Source organism: Streptomyces sp. SID13726 (assembly GCF_010548375.1).
In the GTDB taxonomy this organism is placed as follows: Bacteria; Actinomycetota; Actinomycetes; order Streptomycetales; family Streptomycetaceae; genus Streptomyces.
Window position 1 is genome coordinate 79,943 of record NZ_JAAGLY010000009.1, and the last position, 20,711, is coordinate 100,653.

Sequence of the window (20,711 nt, forward strand, 5' to 3'; positions counted from 1 at the left end):
GCGGGGCTTGGTGCGGACGGCCGCGAGGCGGAGGGGACTGTGGCATCGGCCGCTCTGCGGCGGGGAAATGACGGGCCCCACCCGCGCGAGGTTGTCCAAGGCTGTGGGAGAGGGGGTCCCAAGCCCCATGATGCCGGCCTGATCCGCTGGACAGGCCCTGAAGGTCAGTTGGCCCACGGAGGAGTGATCCGGGTGCCGTCGGCCAGTGTCGCCTCCAGGCCGATGGAGGTGGTGACCCAGGTGAGCGCGGTGTGGTCGGCCGGGTTCTCCACGGACAGGGTCGCGCCGGGGTTGATGATCACCGTGTCACCCGCGGTGATCCGGTGCGTGGTGCCGTCGAGGGTGATCAGGAGTTCACCGACGAGCAGATGGAAGATCTCCTCGCGGTTGACGGTGTGAGCCGGTGCCTTCGTCCCCGCGGGGATCTCGCCGCGCCAGGCGCAGAGCTCCTTGGCGCCGGTCAGGGGAGTGGCGTACGAGACGAAGCGGGCGCCGTGGATCTCGTGGGTGACGGCTTCGGACGAGCGGACTACGGGCATGCGGAGACCTCCGACCAGATGGTCAAGTAGCTTGACTATATGCCTCTATGGTCAAGCTGCTTGACCAAATCGTCAAGGGTGTTTCAATGCCTCCGTGCAAAACTCCGAAGCCCTCGCCCTGACCGCCGCCCTGCTCGCCGCCGCCGGTGATCTCACGCAGCGCATCAACGACGGGGTCGTCGCCCGCGGGTTCGAGGGGCGGCCCGCCTACGGGTTCGCCTTCACGCGGCTCGCGCCCGACGGGGCCACGGTCACCGAGCTCGCGGTCCATCTGGGGGTCACCAAGCAGGCGGCGAGCCAGCTCGTCGAGGAGCTGGTCGGCAAGGGGTATGTCGAGCGGCGGCCGCACCCTCGTGACGCCCGGGCCCGGCTCGTGGTGCTGACCGAGCGGGGCTGGGCCTGCACCCGGGCGGCGGAGGAGGCCGCCGCGGAAGCCGTACGGGCGTGGGTCGATGTACTCGGTGAGAGTGAAGTGCGCGCGTTGTGCGACCGATTGGGGCGCATTGCTCCCTATGGTCCCATCAGGCCCGCCTGGTGACGGTTCATCAGTGGATGCATCCGACCCGGTTACCACTGGAAGTTTTTACTGACGCGTAACTTCACAAGTGCACTACTCGTCCGTAACTTTCGAATTGAACAGCATCCTTCGTGATCCGGATCACAGGGCGTAAGGCCATCGCAACTCCCTTGAGCCGCAAGGAGATCACACGATGCTGCCCTGGAAACGAGTGCTCAGACCCCTCGCCGCACTGCTCCTGACCGCCGCCGTCGCCCTCGCCGCCGCCGCCGGTGTCGCCCAGGCGGCCGCCGCCCCGAGCAGCGGCTGGAACGACTACTCCTGCAAACCCTCCGCCGCCCACCCCCGCCCCGTCGTCCTCGTGCACGGCACCTTCGCCAACTCCGTCGACAACTGGCTGGCCCTCGCCCCCTACCTGGAGGACCGCGACTACTGCGTCTTCTCCTTCGACTACGGCCAGCTGCCCGGAGTCTCCTTCATCTACGGCCTCGGCCCCATCGACAAGTCGGCCGAGCAGCTCGCGGCCTTCGTCGACAAGGTGCTCGCCGCCACCGGCGCCGCCGAGACCGACCTCGTCGGACACTCGCAGGGCGGCATGATGCCCCGCTACTACCTCAAGTTCCTCGGCGGAGCCGCCAAGGTGAACGCCCTCGTCGGCATCGCCCCCGACAACCACGGCACCACCCTGTCGGGCCTCACCAACCTGCTGCCGTACTTCCCCGGCATCGGGGACTTCCTCACCACCAACACCCCGGCCCTCGCCGACCAGGTCGTCGGCTCCGCGTTCCTCACCAAGCTGAACGCGGGCGGCGACACCGTCCCCGGCGTCAAGTACACGGTCCTCGCCACCAAGTACGACGAGGTCGTGACGCCGTACCAGAGCCAGTTCCTCAGCGGGTCCGGCGTACGCAACGTCCTGCTCCAGGACCTGTGCCCGCTCGACCTCTCCGAGCACGCGGCCATCGGGCTGTTCGACCGGATCGCCTTCCACGAGGTGGCCAACTCGCTCGACCCGGCGCACGCCACCCGCACCACCTGCGCGTCGGCGCTGAGTTGACCGCCGCCGGGGCCTGTCCGGCCTGAGCCGCCGGTCAGGCCCCGGAGTCCGGTCGGTCAACGGCCGTGCCGGCCGCCGCCGTTCGCCGCCCGCCTGCGCACCGAGCCGAACAGGATCGCCGCGCCGGCCGCGAGGGTGGCCGCGCCGCCCATCGCGAGATACGACGTACTGCTGTCGCCGCCCGTGTCGGCGAGGTTCTGCGAAGTGCCCGCCGCCTGCACGTCGTTGGCCGGGGCGCTCTCCGCAGGTGCGGCCACCGGCTCCGCCGACGTACTCGCGTCGTCGTCGCCGTGTCCGTGGTGCTCGATCGTCGACCTGTCGGCGCCGTCCTCGATCTGCGCCTCGGAGGGGGCGGAGGCGGTGGGCGCGGGGGTCGGGGCCGAACTCGCAGCTGTGGCAGTCGAGTTGCTGTCACCACCGCTGCCGCCGAAGGTCACGTCCGAGCAGGAGTAGAACGCCTCCGGGCTGTCCGAGCGCTGCCAGATCGCGTACAGGAGCTGCTTGCCGGAGCGCTCGGGGAGCGTGCCGGAGAACGTGTAGAAGCCGCCCGAGGCGACCGGGTCCGTGGCCGTCGCGACCGGGTTCGACAGGTCCAGGTCGTTCCAGGCGAGCGGCTGCGTGGGGTCGTAGCCCGGCTTGGTGAGGTAGACCTTGAAGGTGCCCTTGTGCGGGGCGGTCACGCGGTACTTGAAGGTGTACGACCCACCGCGCACGCTCGTCGCCGGCCAGTCGGCGCGGGCCAGGTCGAGCCCCTTGAACTCGTTGTTGTTCGCGCTGCACAGCCTGCCGTCCGGGATCAGCTCCTGGTGCCGTCCGCCCGCGTCGCCGATCCGGATGCCGTTCCAGTCGTAGAGCGCCTGGGTGCCGCCGGCCGCGACCGCCGCCTTGCACGCGTCCGACCTCGGGCTCTCGGGACCCTCCGCGTAGCACTGCGAGACCCGGCTGACCGGGTCGCCCATCGAGCCGTGCGCGGACGCGGGTGCGGCGGCCAGGGCGGTCAGGGCGAGCGGGGCCAGGCCGACGGCGGCCACGGTGGCGGCCTTGCGGCGTGCGGGCATGGGGGATCTCCTCGGAACCGGTGCTGACAGGGGTGCCGGAACCAAGAAACCGTGAAATCCCCAGCTTGTGACGGCCGCTGACGATCTTTATGGCTGTCTTAAGGGAGTGCTGAGACTGAGATCAGGTAGGTAGCGTGCGCGCATGACGAACGAGGAGATCCGACCGGCCGGACCGGCCGACGTGGCCGCCGTGAAGGCCGTGACCGACGCGGCCTACGCGCACTACATCGAGCGCCTCGGGCGAATGCCGCTGCCCATGGAGCGGGACCACACGGCGGAGGTGGCCGCGGGGCAGGTGTTCGTCACGGGGGATCCCGTGGCCGGGCTCGTGGTGGTGGAGGAACGCGAGGACCATCTGTACCTCGACAACATCGCCGTCCACCCGGACGCCCAAGGGCAGGGCGTGGGCGGACGGCTGCTGCGGTTCGTGGAGGCACACGCGCGTGCGCGGGGTCTGCCCGAGGTCAGGCTCTACACCAACGCGCTGATGTGGGAGAACCAGAAGATCTATCCGAAGTTCGGCTATGAGGTCGTGGAACGGCGAGTGGACGGGCCCTATGACCGCGTCCACTACCGCAAGCGACTGGTCTGACACGAGGCATGACCGGCGCCGTCAGCCGTCGGGCCACCATGTGCGCGCGATGTCCTTTCGGACCTCGGGTCGTCCCGCGGGGCGCTGGTCGGCCTCCTCGCGGATCCGGCGGGTGTCCGTCCTCTTCAGGGGCTTCTGCACGGTGGTACGGCGCATGGCTGCCTCCTTCGGTGCCTACCGAGTTCCCGCGTTCACACGGAGGTAGACCCTTTCGGGGAGGGTTCCTCATCGGTCACTGATCTGTCAGTGGCGGTTGTCACGATTCGACTGTCAGTGGCGGGTGTCACTCTTGGGCGCATGGCGGAGAACAGTGACGGAGTGGACTGGGACGCGGCGGCGGCCTCCTTCGACGAGGAGCCGGACCACGGGCTGCGGGACCCCGAGGTGCGCGGTGCCTGGGCCGCGCGGCTGCGGGAGTGGCTGCCGGAGCGAGGGGCCGACGTGCTCGACCTCGGGTGCGGGACCGGGAGCCTGTCGCTCCTCGCGGCCGAGCAGGGACATCGGGTGACCGGGGTGGATCTGTCACCGGCCATGGTGGAGCTGGCCCGCGCGAAGCTGGCCGGGCGTGACGCGGTGTTCCTGGTCGGTGACGCCGCGGTGCCGCCGGTGGGGGAGCAGCGGTTCGATGTGGTGCTGGGGCGGCATGTGCTGTGGGCTCTGCGGGATCCCGGGCGGGTGCTGCGGCGGTGGTGGGGGTTGTTGCGGCCGGGTGGGCGGATGGTGCTGGTGGAGGGGGTGTGGGGGGTCGTTGGGATATCGGCCGAGGTGGTTTCGGGGTTGGTGGAGCCGCTTGGGGGGCGAGTCGTCCTGGAGCGGCTGTCGGGGGATTCGTCGTTGTGGGGGAAGGACGTGGATGACGAGCGGTATGTGGTGGTGGTTCGGGGCGACTAGGAGCTCGGGAGCCAGGGCGGTGTGTCGGCTGCGGGTGCGTTGTGGCTGATCGCGCAGTTCCCCGCGCCCCTGGTGTGTGCCAGTTGCTCCAAGTCGTTCAGTGCTGTCATCGCCGACGCGGCTGCCACCGGGTCCGTTCTTCTCAAGCCGCTCTCCTCGAACTCGTCCTCGTCCAGGCGTAGGACGTCCTTGCCGTCGGCCGAGACCCAGAGGTCGAGGTCCAGGTCTTCCACGACTAGCTCGGTGCCGTTCAGGGTTGCCGGGCGGGTGATGTCGCAGTACCAGCCCTTCAGGGTGCCGGAGGCGGAGCGGACCTCCTTCACGGCGTACCAGCGGTCTCGCCAGTAGTGCTCGGTGAAGACGTCGCCCGGTTCGAAGCGGACGAAGCCGAAGTCGCGGACGCCCCGGCCGGCCCAGGGGGCGCGGACGGTGACGCGGGTGCCGTCGTCGGTGAGGAGTTCGGCCTCGTAACGGATCTTCGTGCGGCCCGCCTTGACCAGGACGACGTCCAGGAGGGGCCTCGGCTCAGGTGAGTTCGCGGACATGGCGTACCTCCGTGGCGCAGATGTCGTACCCGAACCACTTGTTGATCGCGAGCATGGGTTCGTTGTCCGTGTCGTTGCTCGTGAGGGCCTCGGTGTGGCCGGTGGCGCGGGCGCGGTGCAGGGAGTGGTTCTTGGCGAGCTTGGCGAGGCCCCGGCCGCGGAAGGCGCGGGCGGTTCCGGTCATGGCGGTGGCATAGCGGCCGGTGCCATCGGTGTGGGCGGCGCTGAAGGCGGCGGGGCGGCCGTCGACCAGGGCGATCGTGGTCAGGCCGAGGTGGAGGAGCGGGTGTTTCCAGTACTCCTCGATCCACACCTCGTAGTCCGTGAACTCGGTGTCCACGTCGCTCGGTTCGTCCCCCGCGGTCTCCGCGTCCAGCAGGAAGAAGGGGCGCGGGTCGTCCGCGAAGTCGGCGGCGGTGCGCAGCACGACGCCCGGGGGAGGGGTCTGGAGCGGGGGCAGTACGGCGGTCGCCAGGTCCAGCCGGAGGAAGTGCGCCGAGCGGCTGGCCCGGTAGCCGTGCCGCTCGGCGAACGCGCGGTTCTGCGGCTCGTCCAGGACCCAGGAGAACAACTTGGTCGCGCCGTGCGCCGCCAGGTGCTCCTCGGCGGTGCGGACCAGGAGCGTGCCGGCGCCGTGCCGGGTGCGGTCCGGGCGGACGTAGATGTTCAGGAAGCCCTGGCCCGGCTCCGGGCTGTCGTGCACGAGGCCGAGCTGGGCCGTGCCGACCACCTCGCCGTCCTCCTCCGCGACCAGGGAGCGGTAGTGGGCGTCCGGGTGGGTGTGGACCGTGCGGTGGAGGACTCCGGCCGCGGTCCACAGCATGTGGGGGATGGCGAGATGGCGGGCGTGGACGAAGCTCTCGACGTCCGCCGGGTCCTGGGGGCGCAGATCACGCACGATCACAGTCATGAAGGCGCACGCTACGTGGGAGGTGTGCGGGGGTGCCTCTCATTTTCCGGTGGGTGCGGGACAATCGGCTCGTGACCTTGAAGATCCACATCGACGACAGCGCACCGCCGTACGAGCAGGTGCGGGTGCAGATCTCCGAGCTGGCGCGGACGGGGGTGCTGCCGGTGGGGTACCGGCTGCCGACCGTGCGGGGGCTCGCGGAGTCGCTCGGGCTCGCCGCGAACACCGTCGCCAAGGCGTACCGGGCGCTGGAGGGCGACGGGGTGATCGAGACCCGGGGGCGCAACGGCACCTTCGTGGCCGCGGCGGGCTCCGCGGCGGAACGGGAGCTGGCGGCGGCCGCGCAGACGTACGTCGAGCGGGCCCGGCGGCTGGGGCTCACGGAGTCGGACGCGCTGGCCGCCGTACGGGACGCGCTGCGGGCGGCCTACGGACAGGGCTGATCAAGGTTCCCAATCGCCGGAGCCGCTGGAACGCGTCGCCGTACCAGCCGTACTAGAGGTACAGCCCCGCGTCCGCCCCAGCCCGCGGCTCCGGCAGTGCCGTCGGTGATGTCCCCCGGCGCAGTGCGTACAGCTCCGCCAGGGTCGCGCCCTCGCGGCCCACGCCCTCCTCGGTGCCGAGCCAGGTGACCGCCTCGCCGCGGGTCAGGGGGCCCACCTCGATCCGGGCCAGACAGCGGCCGGGGCGGACCACGGCGGGGTGGAGGCGCTCCAGGTCCTCGTTGGTGGTGACGCCCACCAGGACGTTGCGGCCCTGGCCGAGCAGGCCGTCGGTGAGGTTGAGCAGCCGGGACAGGGCCTGGCCCGCGGTGTGCTTGGCCTCGCCGCGGATCAGTTCGTCGCAGTCCTCCAGCAGGAGCAGCCGCCAGCGGCCCTTGCCCGTCGAGTCCTCCTCGCCGATCGCGATGTCCATCAGATAGCCGACGTCGGAGAAGAGACGCTCCGGGTCCAGGACGCAGTCGACCTGGCACCAGTCCCGCCAGGAGCGGGCGAGGGTGCGCAGGGCGGAGGTCTTGCCGGTGCCGGGCGGGCCGTGCAGCAGGAGCAGCCGGCCCGCGATGTCCTCCGGGGTCGTCTTCATCAGGTGGTCCATCGCGTCCGCGACCGGCGCCGTGTAGTTGTCCCGGACCTCGTCCCAGGTGCCCGCGGAGATCTGCCGGGTGGTGCGGTGCGGGCCGCGCCTGGGGGAGACGTACCAGAAGCCCATCGTCACGTTCTCCGGCTGGGGTTCGGGCTCGTCCGCCGCGCCGTCGGTGGCCTGGTCGAGGACCTTCTTCGCGAGTTCGGCGGTGGTCGCGGTGACGGTGACGTCGGCACCGCGGTTCCAGCGGGAGATCAGCAGGGTCCAGCCGTCGCCCTCGGCGAGGGTCGCGCTGCGGTCGTCGTCGCGCGCGACGCGCAGCACCTTCGCGCCCGCCGGCAGCAGGGTGGCCCCGGAGCGGACCCGGTCGATGTTGGCCGCGTGGGAGTACGGCTGCTCGCCCGTCGCGAAGCGGCCGAGGAACAGCGCGTCGACGACGTCGGACGGCGAGTCGCTGTCGTCGACGTTGAGCCGGATCGGCAGCGCGTCGTGAGGGTTGGCAGACATGGCGCCCATGATCCGGCACCGGCCCCCCGGACGCACCCGGTTTCCGTAGTGCGTCGGTTGTGTCGCGGGTGTCCCGTACTTCTGGTCTGTCCTTTACTTCCTGTTACCGAGATGTGTATCCACGGCATCTGCCCGCACACGCGTGTTCGCGGATACCGTTGCCCTCGATGGGACGTCATGGGTGGTATACGGGGGCACGGCGGTGGCGGCTCACCGCTCTGCTCGGTGTGGGCGCGGCGGCTCTGGCGCTGGCCGTGACCCTCCTCAACACACTTCCGGGCAGCGGCGCGAGCACCGACGGCACCTCCCGCAACGGCGACAGAGTGCACGGCAACCCGACGAGCACGCCGGACGCGGAGACCCCTGAGGTGGGCTGGGGATTCACCCATACCCAGTTCAGCGCCGACGAGGGCAGCTCCGAGGCGACCGAGCGGGTCGAACAGGAGATCAAGGACGCGGGCGGACTCCCGCAGAACCAGCACATCATGGGCTGGGGCGCCGACAACCCCGAGCCGGTCAAGGGACGTTACGACTTCGAGGACCTGGACCGGCGCGTCGACTTCATGCGCGCCTCCGGCTCCACCCCGGTCATCACCCTGTGCTGCGCGCCGGACTGGATGAAGGGCGGCAAGGCGGGCGTCGGCAACACCGACTGGAGCCAGGCGTCGCTGGAGACCGCCCCGCAGCCGGCGCACTTCAAGGACTACGCCGCGCTCGCCGCGACCGTCGCCAAGCGCTACCCGGACGTACGCCACTTCATCGTCTGGAACGAGTTCAAGGGCTTCTGGAACGATTCGAAGGCACGCTGGGACTACGAGGGCTACACCCAGCTGTACAACCTGGTCTACAAGGCGCTCAAGAAGGTCAACCCGAAGATCATGGTCGGCGGGCCCTATCTCGTGATGGACAGCGTCGACCCGCGCTCGCAGGACGCCTCCACCGCCCTCACGGGTGCCTGGGGGGCGATGGACCAGCGGATCGTCGACGCCTTCGACTACTGGAACAAGCACAAGGCCGGCGCCGACTTCGTGGTGGTGGACGGCTCCAGCTACACCAACGACGACGAGCTGCTGCCGAACGAGTTCGCGGCCACGGACAAGTTCACCGCGGTCAGCAGGTGGGTGCGGCAGCAGACCGGGAACCTCCCGCTGTGGTGGGCCGAGTACTACGTCGAGCCCGCCGACAGCCGGGACGAACGCGAGGGCTGGTCCGAGGACCGCCGGGTCGCCGTGCAGGCCGCCGGCATGATCGCGCTGGCCAAGGGCGGCACCACGTCCGCCTTCTACTGGAACCCGGAGAACGAGAAGGGCACCGCCTGCGCGGGCTGTCTGTGGACGCCGACCAGCGGTGCGAGCGGCGGTGCGAAGCTGCCGATGTTCGACCTCGTGAGCCGGTTCGGCAAGGCGTTCGCGCCCGGGAGCACGTACCAGGACGTCTCCGTCGCCGCCGACGACGTACCGAACGTCCGGGTCCTCGCCACGGACAGGACCGTCCTCGTGGTGAACACCCTGAACCGGCGGATCAGTGCCGAGGTCGACGGGAAGAAGTTCGACATGCAGGCGTACGAGGTCAAGTGGCTGAGCCGCTGAGTGGCTGAGCCGCTCAGCCACTGGACCACTTGGCCACTGAACCACTTGGCCACTGAGCCACTCAACCGCTGAACCACTCAGCCACTGGACCTCGTCGAGAAGAGCGCCTACTTCATCGTCAGGAACCGCTGGATCAGTGCCGCCAGGAACACCGCCAGCAGCGGCAGCGAGAACCAGAAGCTGCTCTGGAGCCACCGCAGCTGCCGCACCCCCGGCCGCACCGCGACCCGCACCACCTCACGGGCCGACAGCAGCAGGATCAGCGCCAGCGCGGCCAGCGCCCCCACCACCGACCAGGGCGTCCAGGTGATCTGCGGCCCGATCGGCCCGGGATCGGGCTTGGGGACCTTCCCCGCGGGCTGGTCCCGCAGGGCGTACATGGTCACGTCGGCGTTGGTGAAGACCCGCTTCAGCTCCTTGCGGTTGTCGAGGTTCTCCAGGAGCCGCGGCTCCCACGTCCTCGAATAGCCCACGTCGAGCCGCAGATAGGTGACCTGGCTGACGTTGACCATCAGATACGAGTTCGGCCCCGCGTCCTTGAGCGACTTGACCAGACTCGACACCAGCACCGGGTCGGTCGGCGCCAGCGTCGGCACGTACGACACCTTCTCCATGTCCTTCGCGCCCCACGGCATCGCCGGCGTCACGTTGTTCACCGTGTCGTTGGACAGCCACAGCACCCGGACCGTCGGATCGTCATGGGCGTACACGTAGTCCATCGCGGCGACCTCGCCGGGCCGGATCCGCTCGAACGGCTCGTTGCCCCAACGGGCCACCAGGAAGCCGCCGATGAGCAGCAGACCCGCCATGAGCGCGGCCACCGGAGCCAGGCTCACCCGGTCCTTGTCGCGCTCCTTCGCGGTGACGCCGGTGCGCGGGAAGAGCGCGAGACCGGCGAGCAGGCCCGCGCCCGGAAGGGCGAACATGAAGACGCGCAGCGCCATCTCGCCGCCGTACGACTGCATGCCGAAGCCGAGGAACGGCACGAAGGTGAGGATCAGCAGCGAGACTTCCCGGTACTTGTGCTCGCGCCGCCGCCACCAGCCGTAGCAGGCCAGGGCCATGACCGAACCGGCGAGCAGGACCCGTACGTACAGGACCAGCTTGTGGGTCGAACTGCCGCCCTCGATACGGCCGGAGACCGACGAGGACACATTGCTGCCGACGCCGCCGACCCCGCCGAACAGATCGTCGAAGTGGCCCGACCAGTAGGGCTCGGCCATGTAGCCGATCCACGCGGTCACGATGACGGCGAACAGGATGGGCAGGCCCCGCAGTTCGCTGCGGCCGAAGACCACGAGCGCGGCCAGCACACCGAGCATCACGAACGGCGTGAGCTGGTGCGCGGGCACGGTCGCCGCGAACAGACCGATCACCACCGCGAGCAGGACGGCCTGTTGACGCCGGTCGCTCGGTTCGACCTCCGCCTCGCCGGGTCGCCTTCTGGTCCAGATCACGCGCGGGGCGCGGAACCAGACCAGCAGGACCGCCACGAACACCAGGTAGAGGAGGTACGTGAAGCCCTGCGGGGAGAAGTAGTCCTGGCCGACCCAGCCGCTGAGCACGAAGATCCAGATGCCGGTCCACTTGGCCCGCCAGCTCGCCCGCATGTGCCGTACGAGCAAGAACATCGGTACCAGGTAGAGGAGTTGGATGCCGGTCGGCCACCAGCGGATGATCTCGGTGAAGTCCTTGACCCCGCAGGCCTGCGCCACGAAGGTGGCCGCCGCGAAGAAGCCCGGCCAGCTCCAGCGGGCGTCCAGGTCGGGCACCGCCGAGCCGGTCCGCTCGATGTAGTCGATGAACCCGAGGTGCTGCCAGGCCGTCGCGAACCGCGGCTCGGCCTCGATCACCGCGGGCAGCGCGTGCAGCGAGAACACCGTCGCCACCAGCGTGACGAGCAGCAGCGCCTTGTGCTCGCGGCCCAGCCACAGCAGCGAGGCGAAGACCACGACCAGCAGCGCCGCACCGATCAGCGTGGGCATCGGCAGGATCGAGATCAGCCCGAGCCCGCCCATCCGGTCCAGGTCGGACTCGCCCAGGCTCAGCGCCGGCACCCAGTACATGAGCAGCGCGACGGTCAGCAGACAGCCGAGGAACACGCCGAGCCAGGTCGGCTGGAGCCGCTCCCGCAGTGAGAGGGGCCGTGGCGGTTCGTCGGGCCGCGGCGCCTCCTCCGGCCCGGCGGGCTCCTCCGGTACGACGCTCTCCTCCCGTACGCCGGTCTCCTTGCCCGCGTCGAAGGCCACCTCGAACGGCGCGTCCACCTCGGTCTCGGACGGGCCGAGGGAGGACTCGGAGCCGGGCTCCCGCGCCTCCACGGGCAGCCCGAGTTCGGGAAGCCTCTTCAGGGCCCAGGTCGGCCGGTCGCGCTCCGGGCGTGGCACCGGGGTGCCGGTGGGCGGGGTGCCGGGGCCCGGGCGTACGTCGGGGCGGCGCTCCTGGTGGTCGAAGTCGACGTGGATGCCCAGGGCCAGGGTGTCCTGGTCGAGCGCCCAGCCGGGGCGGCGGGTGCGGCCGGTGACCGTGGTCTCGCGGGCCCCGAGGTCGGCGAGGTCGCCGTCGGGCGCCGCGGTCGCCGGGACCTCGGCGGGCGGCGCGTGCCGGATCGTCCGGTACAGCTTGGGCGCGGCGATCGCGACGATCACCGCGAGCGAGGAGATCTCGGCGACGCCCGCTCCGGTCAGCCCCATGCGGGGGAGCAGCAGCAGGGTCAGACTGAGCACCAGCACGCACAACAGGCCCTGGAGCCAGGCGAGTCCGGCGGTGCGGCTCTGCGCGCGCAGCACCGCGAAGTACGTCTCCATGACGACCCGGAGCACCGCGCCGACCGCGAACCAGCGCAGCAGCGGGGTGGCCGCTTCCGCGTAGCCCGCCCCGAAGACGCCGAGGATCCAGGGCGCCCCGACGAACAGGATCCCGGCCACCGGCAGCATGATCCGCGCCATCCGCTTGAGCGCGGCCCGGGTGTTGGCGGCCAGTCGGCCCGGGTCGTGCGAGCCCTCCACCGTGAGGGAGGCACCCATGTTGATGGCGAGCAGGTTGCAGGTGCCGCCGATCGTCGTGGTGATGTAGAAGTACGCGTTGTCCTCGGAGCTGACCTGGGAGGCGATGATCACCGGGATCAGATAGACCACGGCCAGCGAGAACAGCGAGCCGGTGTAGTCGCCGGCGAGGAAGCGCCCGATCTCCCTGACCGACGGAGGCTTGGCGTGGTCCTCGGTGGCCTTCACATGCCGGGGCACCAGACGGCGGAACACCAGCCAGCCCAGCGGCAGTACGGACATCGCGATGGCCGCGACCCAGGACACGAAGACCCCGGCCGTGGGGATCGCCACCGCGAAGGCGACCAGCAGCCCCAGCTTCACCGCGGAGAACACGGTGTTGCCGACCGGCACCCAGGGCGCGCTGCGCAGCCCGGTCAGCACACCGTCCTGGAGCGTGAGCACGTTCCAGGCGACGACGGCTGCGATGAACCCCAGGCCGTTGAGCGGGCCGTGCAGGAAGCGGTACGACGGCCCCCACACGTCCAGGGTCAGCAGGAAGACGACCGCGGCCACCGCCACGACCAGCGAACTGCCCGCGTACGTACGGAAGATGAGCCGCCCGGTGGCGCGTCCCGCCACCGGGATGAAGCGGGCCAGCGCCCCGGTCAGGGTGACCGCGGTCAGACCCGCGAGGAACTTCATCGCGGCGATGGCGGCGGAGCCCTGGCCGACCGCCGACTCGGAGTAGTAGCGGGCTGCCGCCAGCCAGAAGCCGAGGCCGAGCACCGCGGAGATACCGGTGTTGAGCATCAGGGCGTAGGCGTTGCGGAACAGCTGGTTGCCACCGCCCGCGCCCTTGCCGAGTCCGGGCAGCCGAAGACGGCGCCCCGACTGCTCGGGCGCCTCGGCGGCGGTCGACTCGGGCTCGGTCGTGGTCGTCGTGTCAGACACGGGAACGGGAGACCTTCCGGCGGACCTGTCGTGCTCTTCGGACCAACGCGTACCCCTTGGTGAGGGCACGGTCCCTGGCGAAGTCCCGGGCGATCGCCCGGCCCTGGACGAGCCGCTCGAACTCCTCGGCCGTGGTGGCGCGGCGCACGGTGAGCCGCGTCAGCGCGTAGGGGCCCTGCCGTCGGCGCGCCAGGCCGTTGTTCACGGCGAGCGCCTGGCCGTACCCCGTCTCACGCACCGCCTCGCGCACCCGGCGGCTGGAGTAGCCGTAGGGATACGCCAACGAGGCCGGTACAGTGCCGAGTTCGTCGGTGACGATCTCCTTGGAGTGGATCAGCTCATGACGCAGCGTGGCGTCGTCGAGCTGGTCGAGCTGCGGGTGCGTGTGGGTGTGGCCGCCGATCTCGACGTCGGCCGCGGCGAGTTCGCGGACCTGGTCCCAGTCCAGCATGGTGTCCAGGCCGCCGCCGGTGTCGTACGGCCCCCTGAGCCAGCCGGTGGAGACGAACACCGTGGCCGTGAAGCCGTGCTTGGCGAGCACGGGCAGCGCGTGGCGGTGGACGCCTTCGTAGCCGTCGTCGAAGGTGATCAGGACGGGCCGAGCGGGCAGCGGGCGCCCCTCGCGCCAACGGGCCGCGAGATCGGCGGTCCTGACCGGCGTGAGTCCCAACTCGCTGATGACGTCCATCTGCTGGGCGAAGGACTCGGGGGAGACCGACAGGACGCGGGTGGCGTCGTTCGGGTCGGTGGCCACCGCGTGGTACATGAGGATCGGTACGGGTGGCTCAGCCATCTCTCTCCCCCCGGATGTCCACGACCGTGAACGTGGCTCCGCCCCTGCGCGCCCGCACGGTCCCGACGACATACCCGCCGGCCGCCGTCAGCACCCCGGCGACGATCGCGCCCGCCCGGCCCGCGCCGCCCGGCCGGGACAGCGCCGCGTCCCGCAGCCCGCGCACCACGCCGGACGGCAGCACCCGTGTCGCGTACCGGCGCTCGGACTCAAGTCCCTTGTCCGCGCCGACACTTCGGGCCACCAGCGCCTTCGACAGGCCCTCGGCGTAGGCGCGCGTGCGGAAGTACCCGAAGTGCTCGCGCGCCTCGGGCACCCGGTGGTGGATCACCGCCCGGTCGTCGATCAGCAGGACCGCGTCCGGTCTGGCCCGGCTCAGCCGGATGCACAGCTCGGTCTCCTCGCAGCCCAGCGGCCGCTTGTCGCCGTCCCGTCCGATGCCGGTGGCGAAACCGCCGGCCGCGTCGAACGCCGTACGGCGGAAGGAGGCGTTGCCGCCCAGGACGTTGCGGACCCGGACCAGGCCGGCCGGGATGCCCTTGTAGGTGCAGCCCACCACCCAGTCGAACTCCTCGGGGAACCAGGCGGGTCGGCGTCCCGACGCCCAGATCGGCACCGTACGGCCGCCGACCGCCATGACCAGCGGATCGGCGTAGGCCGCGGCGAAGTGACGCAGCCAGTCGCGCTCGGCGACGGCGTCGTCGTCCAGGAAGGCGATCACCTCGCCGCGCGCGGCGGCGATCCCGGTGTTGCGGCCCGCGGACAGGCCGCGGGGGCCCGCGTTGGCGGACACGCGGACGTCCTCGGCCTCCTTGTACTCCTTGGCCAGCCGGTCCAGGAGCGCCGGGTTGTGGTCGACGACCAGCAGCGTCTCCAGGGCCGGGTACGACTGCGTGCGCACCGAGGAGACCGCCGCGAGGATGTCCTCCCAGCGGTCCTCGGTGTACACGCAGATCACGACGGAGACGTCGGGACCGCTCAAGACACCTCTCCCCGGCGCGAGTCGAGCAGCGGAGAGCGGTGGGTACGGCGGCGCAGCGCGCGCCGGTTGGACCGCTCCCCGAGGATCACGTTGAGCACCCGGAAGCCGTCCCGGACCGCCCGCAGGTTGCTGGCGCCGTGGATGCGGAGGTACTCGTAGCTCGGTATCTCCTGCACCTTGAGCCCCGCCTTGACCACCCGGATGTTCATCAGGGTCTCCACCTCGAAGCCGGTGCAGTCGAGGTCGATCTTGTCGAGGCAGTGCCGCCAGAAGGCGTTGTAGCCGTAGCACAGGTCCGTGTAGCGGGCGCCGAACTTGCGGTTGACGATGGTGCACAGCGCCCAGTTGCCGAGCTTGCGGATGAAGGTCATGTCGTCGGTGCCGCCGCCGTTGGCGAAGCGCGACCCCTTGGCGAAGTCCGCGCCCGAGACCAGGGCGGAGACATAGGAGACGATCTCGTTCCCGTCGGCCGAGCCGTCCGCGTCGATCATGACGACGATGTCACCGGTGCAGGCCTCGAACCCGGTGATCAGGGCGTCCCCCTTGCCCTTGCCGTGCTGCTTCACGACCTTCACCTCGGGCCACAGCTCACGGGCCACCGCGACGGTGTCGTCCGTGGAGTTGCCGTCCACCAGGACCACTTCGTGGATCCAGTCGGGCAGGGTCTTGAAGACGTACGGAAGGTTCTCCGCCTCGTTCATGGCGGGTATGACCACGCTCACCGGTGGCGCTATGGCCAGATGAGTGGAGATCGGTCGGTACTGGCCGGCTGTCGGCACATCCTGGCCCGTAGCCGCCGGGCGCAGAACTGAACTCATGAGTCTGGTTCCCTCTCGTCCGGTGGACCGCCCGCCCCTGTGGGCGGTCCGGTTTATTGCTCCGGTTCGAAAGGGGGGTTCTCACCCACGGCATGCCGGAAGGAATCTCCGTACGTGCCGGGTGAGCTGGCAAAGCTGGCCGACAGCCGTCGTGCTGTGCTTGTTTCTGAGAGACGACAGCCGGTCGCGCGGCACGACTCGGTCACATGTGCGGTCACCGAGCACGGCACCCCCCTACCGCGCCCCGCGTCCCCCCGTCGCGGTCCTTGAGCCCTCCCCTAGAGCCGCTCGATGACGGGACGATGCGGGTGTGATGTATGACGGTATTGACGATTGAACCCGTATGGCAAGACCTGGAACGAGGCCTCACGTTTTTGTTGGTTTGACCGTTACAGTCGCCCCTTCCCGCGCCGCCCGGCGCCGCCGGAGCAGTACCGGCAGCAGGATGAGGGCGCTGATCACGGCCATCGCCAGCACACCGCCGCGCGGTGACCAGCGGTGCGTGGCCAGCATGCCCTGGGCCACCAGCATGTTGAGGACGACCGAACCGGCCAGCGCGGTCAGCACCCGGGCGAACGGATCGAGGCCGCGCAGTGCGACGGCGATGCCGGTGGCGGGTGCCGCGAGCAGGAAGAAGAGCACGAGCGGCGCGCGCAGCGGCGAGTCCGAGCCGGTGAGCGCGAGCACTGCGCCGAGCGCCCCCACGGCGGTCGCGGCGCCGGCGAGCAGCGGAGTCAGCTCTCTGCCCGACGGTCTTGATGAGGTACGGATACGTGTGATCTGCATGGGCGACGTTTCCCCCCAGAAAGCGCCGGATGCCGGGCTTCAATGTCGCTCAGTGCCGAGGGGGGCGTCAAGACGGGGTGGCGGTCTGTACCCAGTGTTGGTATGTGCTTGAACAGGAGATTCCCCGGAGGCACGGAGCGCCTCCGGGGAATCGTCCGGCGGGAGTTACGGGACGAGCTTCAGGAGCTTGTTGGGCGAGCCGGTGCCGGGGCTGGTGACCACGTTGGACGTGGCACCGGCCACCAGGGCCGACGCGACCGTGGCCGGGGTGGCCGAGGTGTGGCTCGCGAGGTAGACCGCCGCGGCGCCCGCGACGTGCGGGGTCGCCATCGAGGTGCCGGAGAGCGTGGCGGTCGCGGTGTCACTGGTGTTGTAGCCCGCGATGATCGAGGAACCGGGGGCGAAGATGTCCAGGACCGAGCCGTAGTTCGAGTAACTGGCCCTGGCGTCCGTGCTGGTGGTCGCGCCGACCGTGATCGCCGTCGAGACCCGGGCCGGCGAGTACGAGGAGGCGTTGGCGGAGCTGTTGCCCGCCGCGACCGCGTAAGTGACGCCGCTCGCGATGGAGTTGGCGACCGCCGTGTCCAGCGAGGTGGAGGCGGAGCCGCCGAGTGACATGTTGGCGACCGCCGGGGTGGTGTGGTTCGCGGTGACCCAGTCGATCCCCGCGATGACCCCGGCCGTGGTGCCGGAACCGCTGTTGTCGAGCACCCGGACCGCCACGATGTTCGCCTTCTTGGCGACGCCGTAGGTGGTACCCGCGATCGTGGTGGCCACATGGGTGCCGTGGCCGTTGCCGTCGGAGGCGGTGGTGTCGCCGTCGACCGCGTCGTAGCCGTAGGAGGCACGGCCGGAGATCTGGGTGTGGGTGATGCGCACGCCGGTGTCGATGACGTACACGGTCACGCCGCCGCCCGCGGTGTCCGGGTAGGTGTAGGTCCCGGAGAGCGGAAGCGCGGACTGGTCGATGCGGTCCAGGCCCCAGGGGGCGCTGGACTGCGTGGTGTCGGCCAGCCTGACGACCTGGTTCTGCTCGACCGAGGCCACCGCCGGGTCGGCGGCGAGTCTCTTCGCCTCGGTCGCGGAGAGGGTGGCGGAGTAGCCGTTCAGCGCGGTGCCGAACGTCTTCCTCACCGTGCCGCCGTACTCCTTGACGAGGTTCTTGCCGTCACTGGAGGACGCCTTGAAGCCGGCGGCGCCCTTCTTGAGCGTGACGATGTAGCTGTCCTTGACCGCGGTGGGGGAGTCGGCGGCGAGGACCGTGCCCTCGGCCGGGGCGGCCTGGGCGGGCAGAGCGGTGAACCCGCCCACGAGAGCGGCGGTCGCCAGGCTGGTTATCGCGGCGAACCGGAACTTCTTGCTACGCAGTTGTGCCATTACGAGGGAGTCCTCCTCATGGGCGACGCGCGACTGGGTCGGAAGCGCGTCCGTGGGGGGTGCGCGCGAGCACGCGCACACGACCTGGAGCGTCGCGTTCCGCTCCGGGCTGGAGTAAAGAGTGGCCCAACTACTGGCGTAGAACAAGGGAGTTGAGCCCCTGTCAACAAATCTGTCATGTCCACGAAATCAACGGCAGTTTTGGCATGGACACTTCCCGTTGATACGTGTCATTGCTACGACGGATGTGGCAGAGATCCTGCTAAGGGAGGTTCCATGAGACGTTCCCGAATTGCCGCTTACGTCGGCTCGCTCCTCCTGGCCGTCGCCGCCGTCCTCACCGGGACGGGCGCCGCCCACGCGGCCGAAGGCCCCTACGTGGCCCTCGGAGACTCCTATTCCTCGGGGGTCGGCGCAGGCAGTTACCTCGGTTCCAGCGGTGACTGCAAGCGCAGCGCGAAGGCCTACCCCTACCTCTGGGCGGCCGCCAACTCACCCTCGTCGTTCGCGTTCACGGCTTGCTCGGGCGCTCGAACGGGTGATGTCCTGGCGAACCAGCTGACCCCGCTCAGCTCCGCCACCGCCCTGGTCTCGATCACCATCGGCGGCAACGACGCCGGGTTCTCCGACGTCATGACGACCTGTGTGCTCCAGTCCGACAGTTCTTGCCTGTCCCGGATCAACACCGCGAAGGCGTACGTCGACTCGACGCTGCCCGGCCGACTGGACGACGTCTACTCGGCGATCAGCACCCGGGCCCCGAACGCCCATGTGGTCGTCCTCGGCTACCCCCGCTTCTACCGGATCGGCACCACCTGCGTCGGCCTCTCCGAGACCAAGCGGAAGGCGATCAACTCGGCCGCCGACTACCTCGACACCGCCATCGCCAAGCGAGCCGCGGACCACGGCTTCGCCTGGGGCGACGTCCGCTCCACCTTCACCGGCCACGAGCTCTGCTCCGGCAGTGCCTGGCTGCACAGCCTCAACCTGCTCAACATCGGCGAGTCGTACCACCCGACGGCGGCCGGACAGTCCGGCGGCTATCTGCCGGTCATGAACAGCGCGGCCTGATCCCCCTCACGGGGACGCGGTGGGGGAGGCCTCGTCGGACTCGGACGGGGTCTCCGTCACACAGGTCAGCGTGAAGGGGACCGAGTTGGACTTCTCCGCCACGGGGTCGCGGACCTCCACGCTGATGGTGTCCTCGAAGGTCCCGCTGTCGTCCTGGGTGGTGATGAACCGGCGGTCCTGCTGGGTCCTGCCGCCGCCGGCCGGGAAGGTCAGCGTCTTCCAACTGCCGTTCACCGAGCCGTTCTCCGAGACCCAGCGATACGTCACCGTCGCCGGAAGGCTGCCGACCGTCAGGGTGGCCGTGAAGCCGGGGGCCTCGGACCTGTCCGGTGGACAGGTGCCGGAGTAGTCGGTGTTCGAACCCGTCAGGGAGACGTCCACGGACTGCCGCGGGGCCGCGCTCGTGGTGTTCTGGCTCTTGCTGGGCGGCGGATTCTCCTTCCCGGACTCGTCCTTGCCGGTCGCCGAGGGTGAACTCACCGCGGGTCCGGTGTCCTTGGCGGTCTCCCCGTCCTTGTCGCCGTTGTCACGGTTGAGCAGCGCGTACGTCAGCCCCGCGATGGCCAGCGCGAGCGCCAGCACACCCACGACCAGGACGACGGCCGCCCGGCGGTTGCGCTCCGGGGCCGGGGCCGTGGTGGTCGCCACGGGCGTGGAGGCCGGGGTGGGCGCGGGCGGATAGGGCGTCGGGTCCCGTGGATAGGGCGCCGGCTCCTGCGGGAAGGGCGCCGCCACCGTCGGGGCGTACGACGAGGACTGCACGGTGTCCGCGCGAGGCGTGCCCCCTGCCCCGATGATCCGCAGCTCCTGCTCGGCCCGGTCGGCGGACAGCCGCTCGGCCGGGTCCTTGCGCAGCAGCCCCTCGATCACCGGGGTGAGCGGACCCGCCCGGTACGGCGGCGGCAGCTCCTCGTCCACGATCGCGCGCAAGGTGCTCAGCGGGGTGTTCTGCCGGAACGGGGAGTTGCCCTCGACGGCCGCGTACAGCAGCACGCCCAGCGACCACAGATCGGACTCCGGGCCGGGCGTACGGCCCAACGCCCGCTCCGGGGCGAGGAATTCGGGCGAGCCGATGACCTCGCCGGTCATCGTGAGCGCCGAACTGCCCTCCACCTGGGCGATCCCGAAGTCGGTGAGGACCACACGGCCGTCGTTGGACAGCAGGACGTTGGCCGGCTTCACATCCCGGTGCAGCACCCCGGCCTCGTGCGCGGCCCGCAGCGCGGACAGCACCTCGGCACCGATGTGCGCGGTCCGCTGCGGGCTCAACGGGCCCTCCGCGTCCAGCAGTTCGGCCAGCGAGATACCGCGCACCAGCTCCATCACGACCCACGGGCGGCCGTCCTCGGCGGCCACGTCGTACACGGTCACCACGTTCCGGTTCGCCACCCGCGCCGCCGCCCAGGCCTCGCGTTCGAGGCGGGCGTACATCCGCTCGATCTCGTGCGTCGGCAGTCCGTGGGGCGCGCGCACCTCCTTGACGGCGACCTCGCGGTGCAGGACCTCGTCACGGGCGCGCCACACGGTTCCCATGCCGCCCTCGCCGAGCGGGGACAGGAGCCGGTAGCGGCCCGCGATCAGTCGCTCACTGCCCGGTTCTTCGGACACGGACGTCCCCCACTTCGCACTCCGCTCGACTTCGCATGATTTCCTCACAA

20 protein-coding genes are annotated in these 20,711 nt (G+C 70.3%); 7 read left to right on the top strand and 13 right to left on the bottom strand.

From position 1 onward, the window contains the following. Positions 1-164: 164 nt before the first annotated feature. The gene (locus tag G3I78_RS24305; protein WP_164428057.1) at positions 165-539 is read right to left on the bottom strand and encodes a cupin domain-containing protein; all 375 of its coding nucleotides are present in this window, start codon (positions 537-539) and stop codon (positions 165-167) included. 94 nt (positions 540-633) lie between these two features. On the opposite strand from G3I78_RS24305, the gene G3I78_RS24310 reads away from it, so the two are divergent. Together G3I78_RS24310 and G3I78_RS24315 are read left to right on the top strand one after the other, a co-directional pair. Continuing rightward, positions 634-1,077: a MarR family winged helix-turn-helix transcriptional regulator gene (locus tag G3I78_RS24310; protein ID WP_164428059.1), complete on the top strand. Its 444-nt coding sequence runs from the start codon at positions 634-636 to the stop codon at positions 1,075-1,077. A 172-nt stretch (positions 1,078-1,249) separates the two neighbouring features. After that, positions 1,250-2,113 (top strand): alpha/beta fold hydrolase, encoded by an 864-nt coding sequence (locus tag G3I78_RS24315; protein WP_164428061.1) that lies wholly within the window; start codon positions 1,250-1,252, stop codon positions 2,111-2,113. 56 nt (positions 2,114-2,169) lie between these two features. On the opposite strand, the gene G3I78_RS24320 is transcribed toward G3I78_RS24315, so the two are convergent. Then, positions 2,170-3,171, bottom strand: a complete 1,002-nt coding sequence (locus tag G3I78_RS24320) for a lytic polysaccharide monooxygenase (RefSeq protein ID WP_164428063.1) — start codon at positions 3,169-3,171, stop codon at positions 2,170-2,172. Between the two features lie 142 nt (positions 3,172-3,313). Between G3I78_RS24320 and G3I78_RS24325 the strand changes: the two genes are divergently transcribed. Beyond that, complete coding sequence (locus tag G3I78_RS24325) at positions 3,314-3,763, top strand: GNAT family N-acetyltransferase (RefSeq protein WP_164428065.1); 450 nt, start codon at positions 3,314-3,316, stop codon at positions 3,761-3,763. 21 nt (positions 3,764-3,784) lie between these two features. Here G3I78_RS24325 and G3I78_RS52880 read toward each other — a convergent pair whose 3' ends face one another. Beyond that, positions 3,785-3,919: a hypothetical protein gene (locus tag G3I78_RS52880; protein WP_275424843.1), complete on the bottom strand. Its 135-nt coding sequence runs from the start codon at positions 3,917-3,919 to the stop codon at positions 3,785-3,787. 141 nt (positions 3,920-4,060) lie between these two features. Between G3I78_RS52880 and G3I78_RS24330 the strand changes: the two genes are divergently transcribed. Then, positions 4,061-4,654, top strand: coding sequence for a class I SAM-dependent methyltransferase (locus tag G3I78_RS24330; protein WP_164428066.1), 594 nt, complete (start codon positions 4,061-4,063; stop codon positions 4,652-4,654). Here the strand turns inward: G3I78_RS24330 and G3I78_RS24335 are convergent. Together G3I78_RS24335 and G3I78_RS24340 are read right to left on the bottom strand one after the other, a co-directional pair. Continuing rightward, a complete protein-coding gene (locus tag G3I78_RS24335; protein ID WP_164428068.1) occupies positions 4,651-5,199 on the bottom strand; it encodes a DUF402 domain-containing protein in 549 nt (182 codons plus the stop codon). The two genes, G3I78_RS24330 and G3I78_RS24335, sit on opposite strands and share 4 nt — an antisense overlap. Beyond that, entirely contained in the window at positions 5,180-6,109 is a 930-nt protein-coding gene (locus G3I78_RS24340; protein ID WP_164428070.1) for a GNAT family N-acetyltransferase, read from the bottom strand. The genes G3I78_RS24335 and G3I78_RS24340 overlap by 20 nt, the downstream gene beginning before the upstream one ends. A gap of 71 nt (positions 6,110-6,180) precedes the next feature. Here G3I78_RS24340 and G3I78_RS24345 point away from each other — a divergent pair, with 71 nt between their 5' ends. Then, positions 6,181-6,552, top strand: a complete 372-nt coding sequence (locus tag G3I78_RS24345) for a GntR family transcriptional regulator (RefSeq protein WP_164428072.1) — start codon at positions 6,181-6,183, stop codon at positions 6,550-6,552. Between the two features lie 52 nt (positions 6,553-6,604). Here the strand turns inward: G3I78_RS24345 and G3I78_RS24350 are convergent, their stop codons facing one another. Continuing rightward, positions 6,605-7,699 carry a DUF5925 domain-containing protein gene (locus G3I78_RS24350; RefSeq protein WP_164428074.1) on the bottom strand — a complete coding sequence of 365 codons (1,095 nt, stop codon included), beginning with the start codon at positions 7,697-7,699 and terminating at the stop codon, positions 6,605-6,607. A gap of 167 nt (positions 7,700-7,866) precedes the next feature. Between G3I78_RS24350 and G3I78_RS24355 the strand changes: the two genes are divergently transcribed. Then, the gene (locus G3I78_RS24355; protein WP_164428076.1) at positions 7,867-9,288 is read left to right on the top strand and encodes a xylan 1,4-beta-xylosidase; all 1,422 of its coding nucleotides are present in this window, start codon (positions 7,867-7,869) and stop codon (positions 9,286-9,288) included. A gap of 107 nt (positions 9,289-9,395) precedes the next feature. Here G3I78_RS24355 and G3I78_RS24360 read toward each other — a convergent pair whose 3' ends face one another. From G3I78_RS24360 to G3I78_RS24385, 6 genes are all read right to left on the bottom strand, one after another. Then, positions 9,396-13,226, bottom strand: coding sequence for a lipopolysaccharide biosynthesis protein (locus G3I78_RS24360; RefSeq protein WP_164428078.1), 3,831 nt, complete (start codon positions 13,224-13,226; stop codon positions 9,396-9,398). After that, positions 13,219-14,019: a polysaccharide deacetylase family protein gene (locus tag G3I78_RS24365; protein WP_164428079.1), complete on the bottom strand. Its 801-nt coding sequence runs from the start codon at positions 14,017-14,019 to the stop codon at positions 13,219-13,221. The genes G3I78_RS24360 and G3I78_RS24365 overlap by 8 nt, the downstream gene beginning before the upstream one ends. Continuing rightward, complete coding sequence (locus G3I78_RS24370; protein ID WP_164428081.1) at positions 14,012-15,001, bottom strand: glycosyltransferase family 2 protein; 990 nt, start codon at positions 14,999-15,001, stop codon at positions 14,012-14,014. Before G3I78_RS24370 ends, G3I78_RS24365 begins: the two co-directional genes overlap by 8 nt. Next, positions 14,998-15,819 carry a glycosyltransferase family 2 protein gene (locus G3I78_RS24375; RefSeq protein WP_164428083.1) on the bottom strand — a complete coding sequence of 274 codons (822 nt, stop codon included), beginning with the start codon at positions 15,817-15,819 and terminating at the stop codon, positions 14,998-15,000. The genes G3I78_RS24370 and G3I78_RS24375 overlap by 4 nt, the downstream gene beginning before the upstream one ends. A gap of 366 nt (positions 15,820-16,185) precedes the next feature. After that, on the bottom strand, positions 16,186-16,605 hold the full coding sequence (locus tag G3I78_RS24380) for a hypothetical protein (RefSeq protein ID WP_239158021.1): 420 nt from the start codon (positions 16,603-16,605) through the stop codon (positions 16,186-16,188). Positions 16,606-16,770: 165 nt separating this feature from the next. Then, on the bottom strand, positions 16,771-17,982 hold the full coding sequence (locus tag G3I78_RS24385; protein WP_164428085.1) for a S8 family peptidase: 1,212 nt from the start codon (positions 17,980-17,982) through the stop codon (positions 16,771-16,773). Between the two features lie 276 nt (positions 17,983-18,258). Here G3I78_RS24385 and G3I78_RS24390 point away from each other — a divergent pair, with 276 nt between their 5' ends. Next, positions 18,259-19,053: an SGNH/GDSL hydrolase family protein gene (locus G3I78_RS24390; protein ID WP_164428087.1), complete on the top strand. Its 795-nt coding sequence runs from the start codon at positions 18,259-18,261 to the stop codon at positions 19,051-19,053. Between the two features lie 6 nt (positions 19,054-19,059). Here G3I78_RS24390 and G3I78_RS24395 read toward each other — a convergent pair whose 3' ends face one another. Continuing rightward, positions 19,060-20,661, bottom strand: coding sequence for a serine/threonine-protein kinase (locus G3I78_RS24395; RefSeq protein ID WP_164428089.1), 1,602 nt, complete (start codon positions 20,659-20,661; stop codon positions 19,060-19,062). Positions 20,662-20,711 lie beyond the last annotated feature (50 nt).

Excerpts from the sequence above, each read along its gene's own strand:
- G3I78_RS24305 (WP_164428057.1), bottom strand. The coding sequence starts at position 539 with ATGCCCGTAGTCCGCTCGTCCGAAGCCGTCACCCACGAGATCCACGGC.
- G3I78_RS24315 (WP_164428061.1), top strand. The coding sequence starts at position 1,250 with ATGCTGCCCTGGAAACGAGTGCTCAGACCCCTCGCCGCACTGCTCCTG.
- G3I78_RS24320 (WP_164428063.1), bottom strand. The coding sequence starts at position 3,171 with ATGCCCGCACGCCGCAAGGCCGCCACCGTGGCCGCCGTCGGCCTGGCC.
- G3I78_RS24325 (WP_164428065.1), top strand. The coding sequence starts at position 3,314 with ATGACGAACGAGGAGATCCGACCGGCCGGACCGGCCGACGTGGCCGCC.
- G3I78_RS52880 (WP_275424843.1), bottom strand. The coding sequence starts at position 3,919 with ATGCGCCGTACCACCGTGCAGAAGCCCCTGAAGAGGACGGACACCCGC.
- G3I78_RS24330 (WP_164428066.1), top strand. The coding sequence starts at position 4,061 with ATGGCGGAGAACAGTGACGGAGTGGACTGGGACGCGGCGGCGGCCTCC.
- G3I78_RS24335 (WP_164428068.1), bottom strand. The coding sequence starts at position 5,199 with ATGTCCGCGAACTCACCTGAGCCGAGGCCCCTCCTGGACGTCGTCCTG.
- G3I78_RS24340 (WP_164428070.1), bottom strand. The coding sequence starts at position 6,109 with ATGACTGTGATCGTGCGTGATCTGCGCCCCCAGGACCCGGCGGACGTC.
- G3I78_RS24350 (WP_164428074.1), bottom strand. The coding sequence starts at position 7,699 with ATGTCTGCCAACCCTCACGACGCGCTGCCGATCCGGCTCAACGTCGAC.
- G3I78_RS24355 (WP_164428076.1), top strand. The coding sequence starts at position 7,867 with ATGGGACGTCATGGGTGGTATACGGGGGCACGGCGGTGGCGGCTCACC.
- G3I78_RS24365 (WP_164428079.1), bottom strand. The coding sequence starts at position 14,019 with ATGGCTGAGCCACCCGTACCGATCCTCATGTACCACGCGGTGGCCACC.
- G3I78_RS24375 (WP_164428083.1), bottom strand. The coding sequence starts at position 15,819 with ATGAGTTCAGTTCTGCGCCCGGCGGCTACGGGCCAGGATGTGCCGACA.
- G3I78_RS24380 (WP_239158021.1), bottom strand. The coding sequence starts at position 16,605 with ATGCAGATCACACGTATCCGTACCTCATCAAGACCGTCGGGCAGAGAG.
- G3I78_RS24385 (WP_164428085.1), bottom strand. The coding sequence starts at position 17,982 with ATGGCACAACTGCGTAGCAAGAAGTTCCGGTTCGCCGCGATAACCAGC.
- G3I78_RS24390 (WP_164428087.1), top strand. The coding sequence starts at position 18,259 with ATGAGACGTTCCCGAATTGCCGCTTACGTCGGCTCGCTCCTCCTGGCC.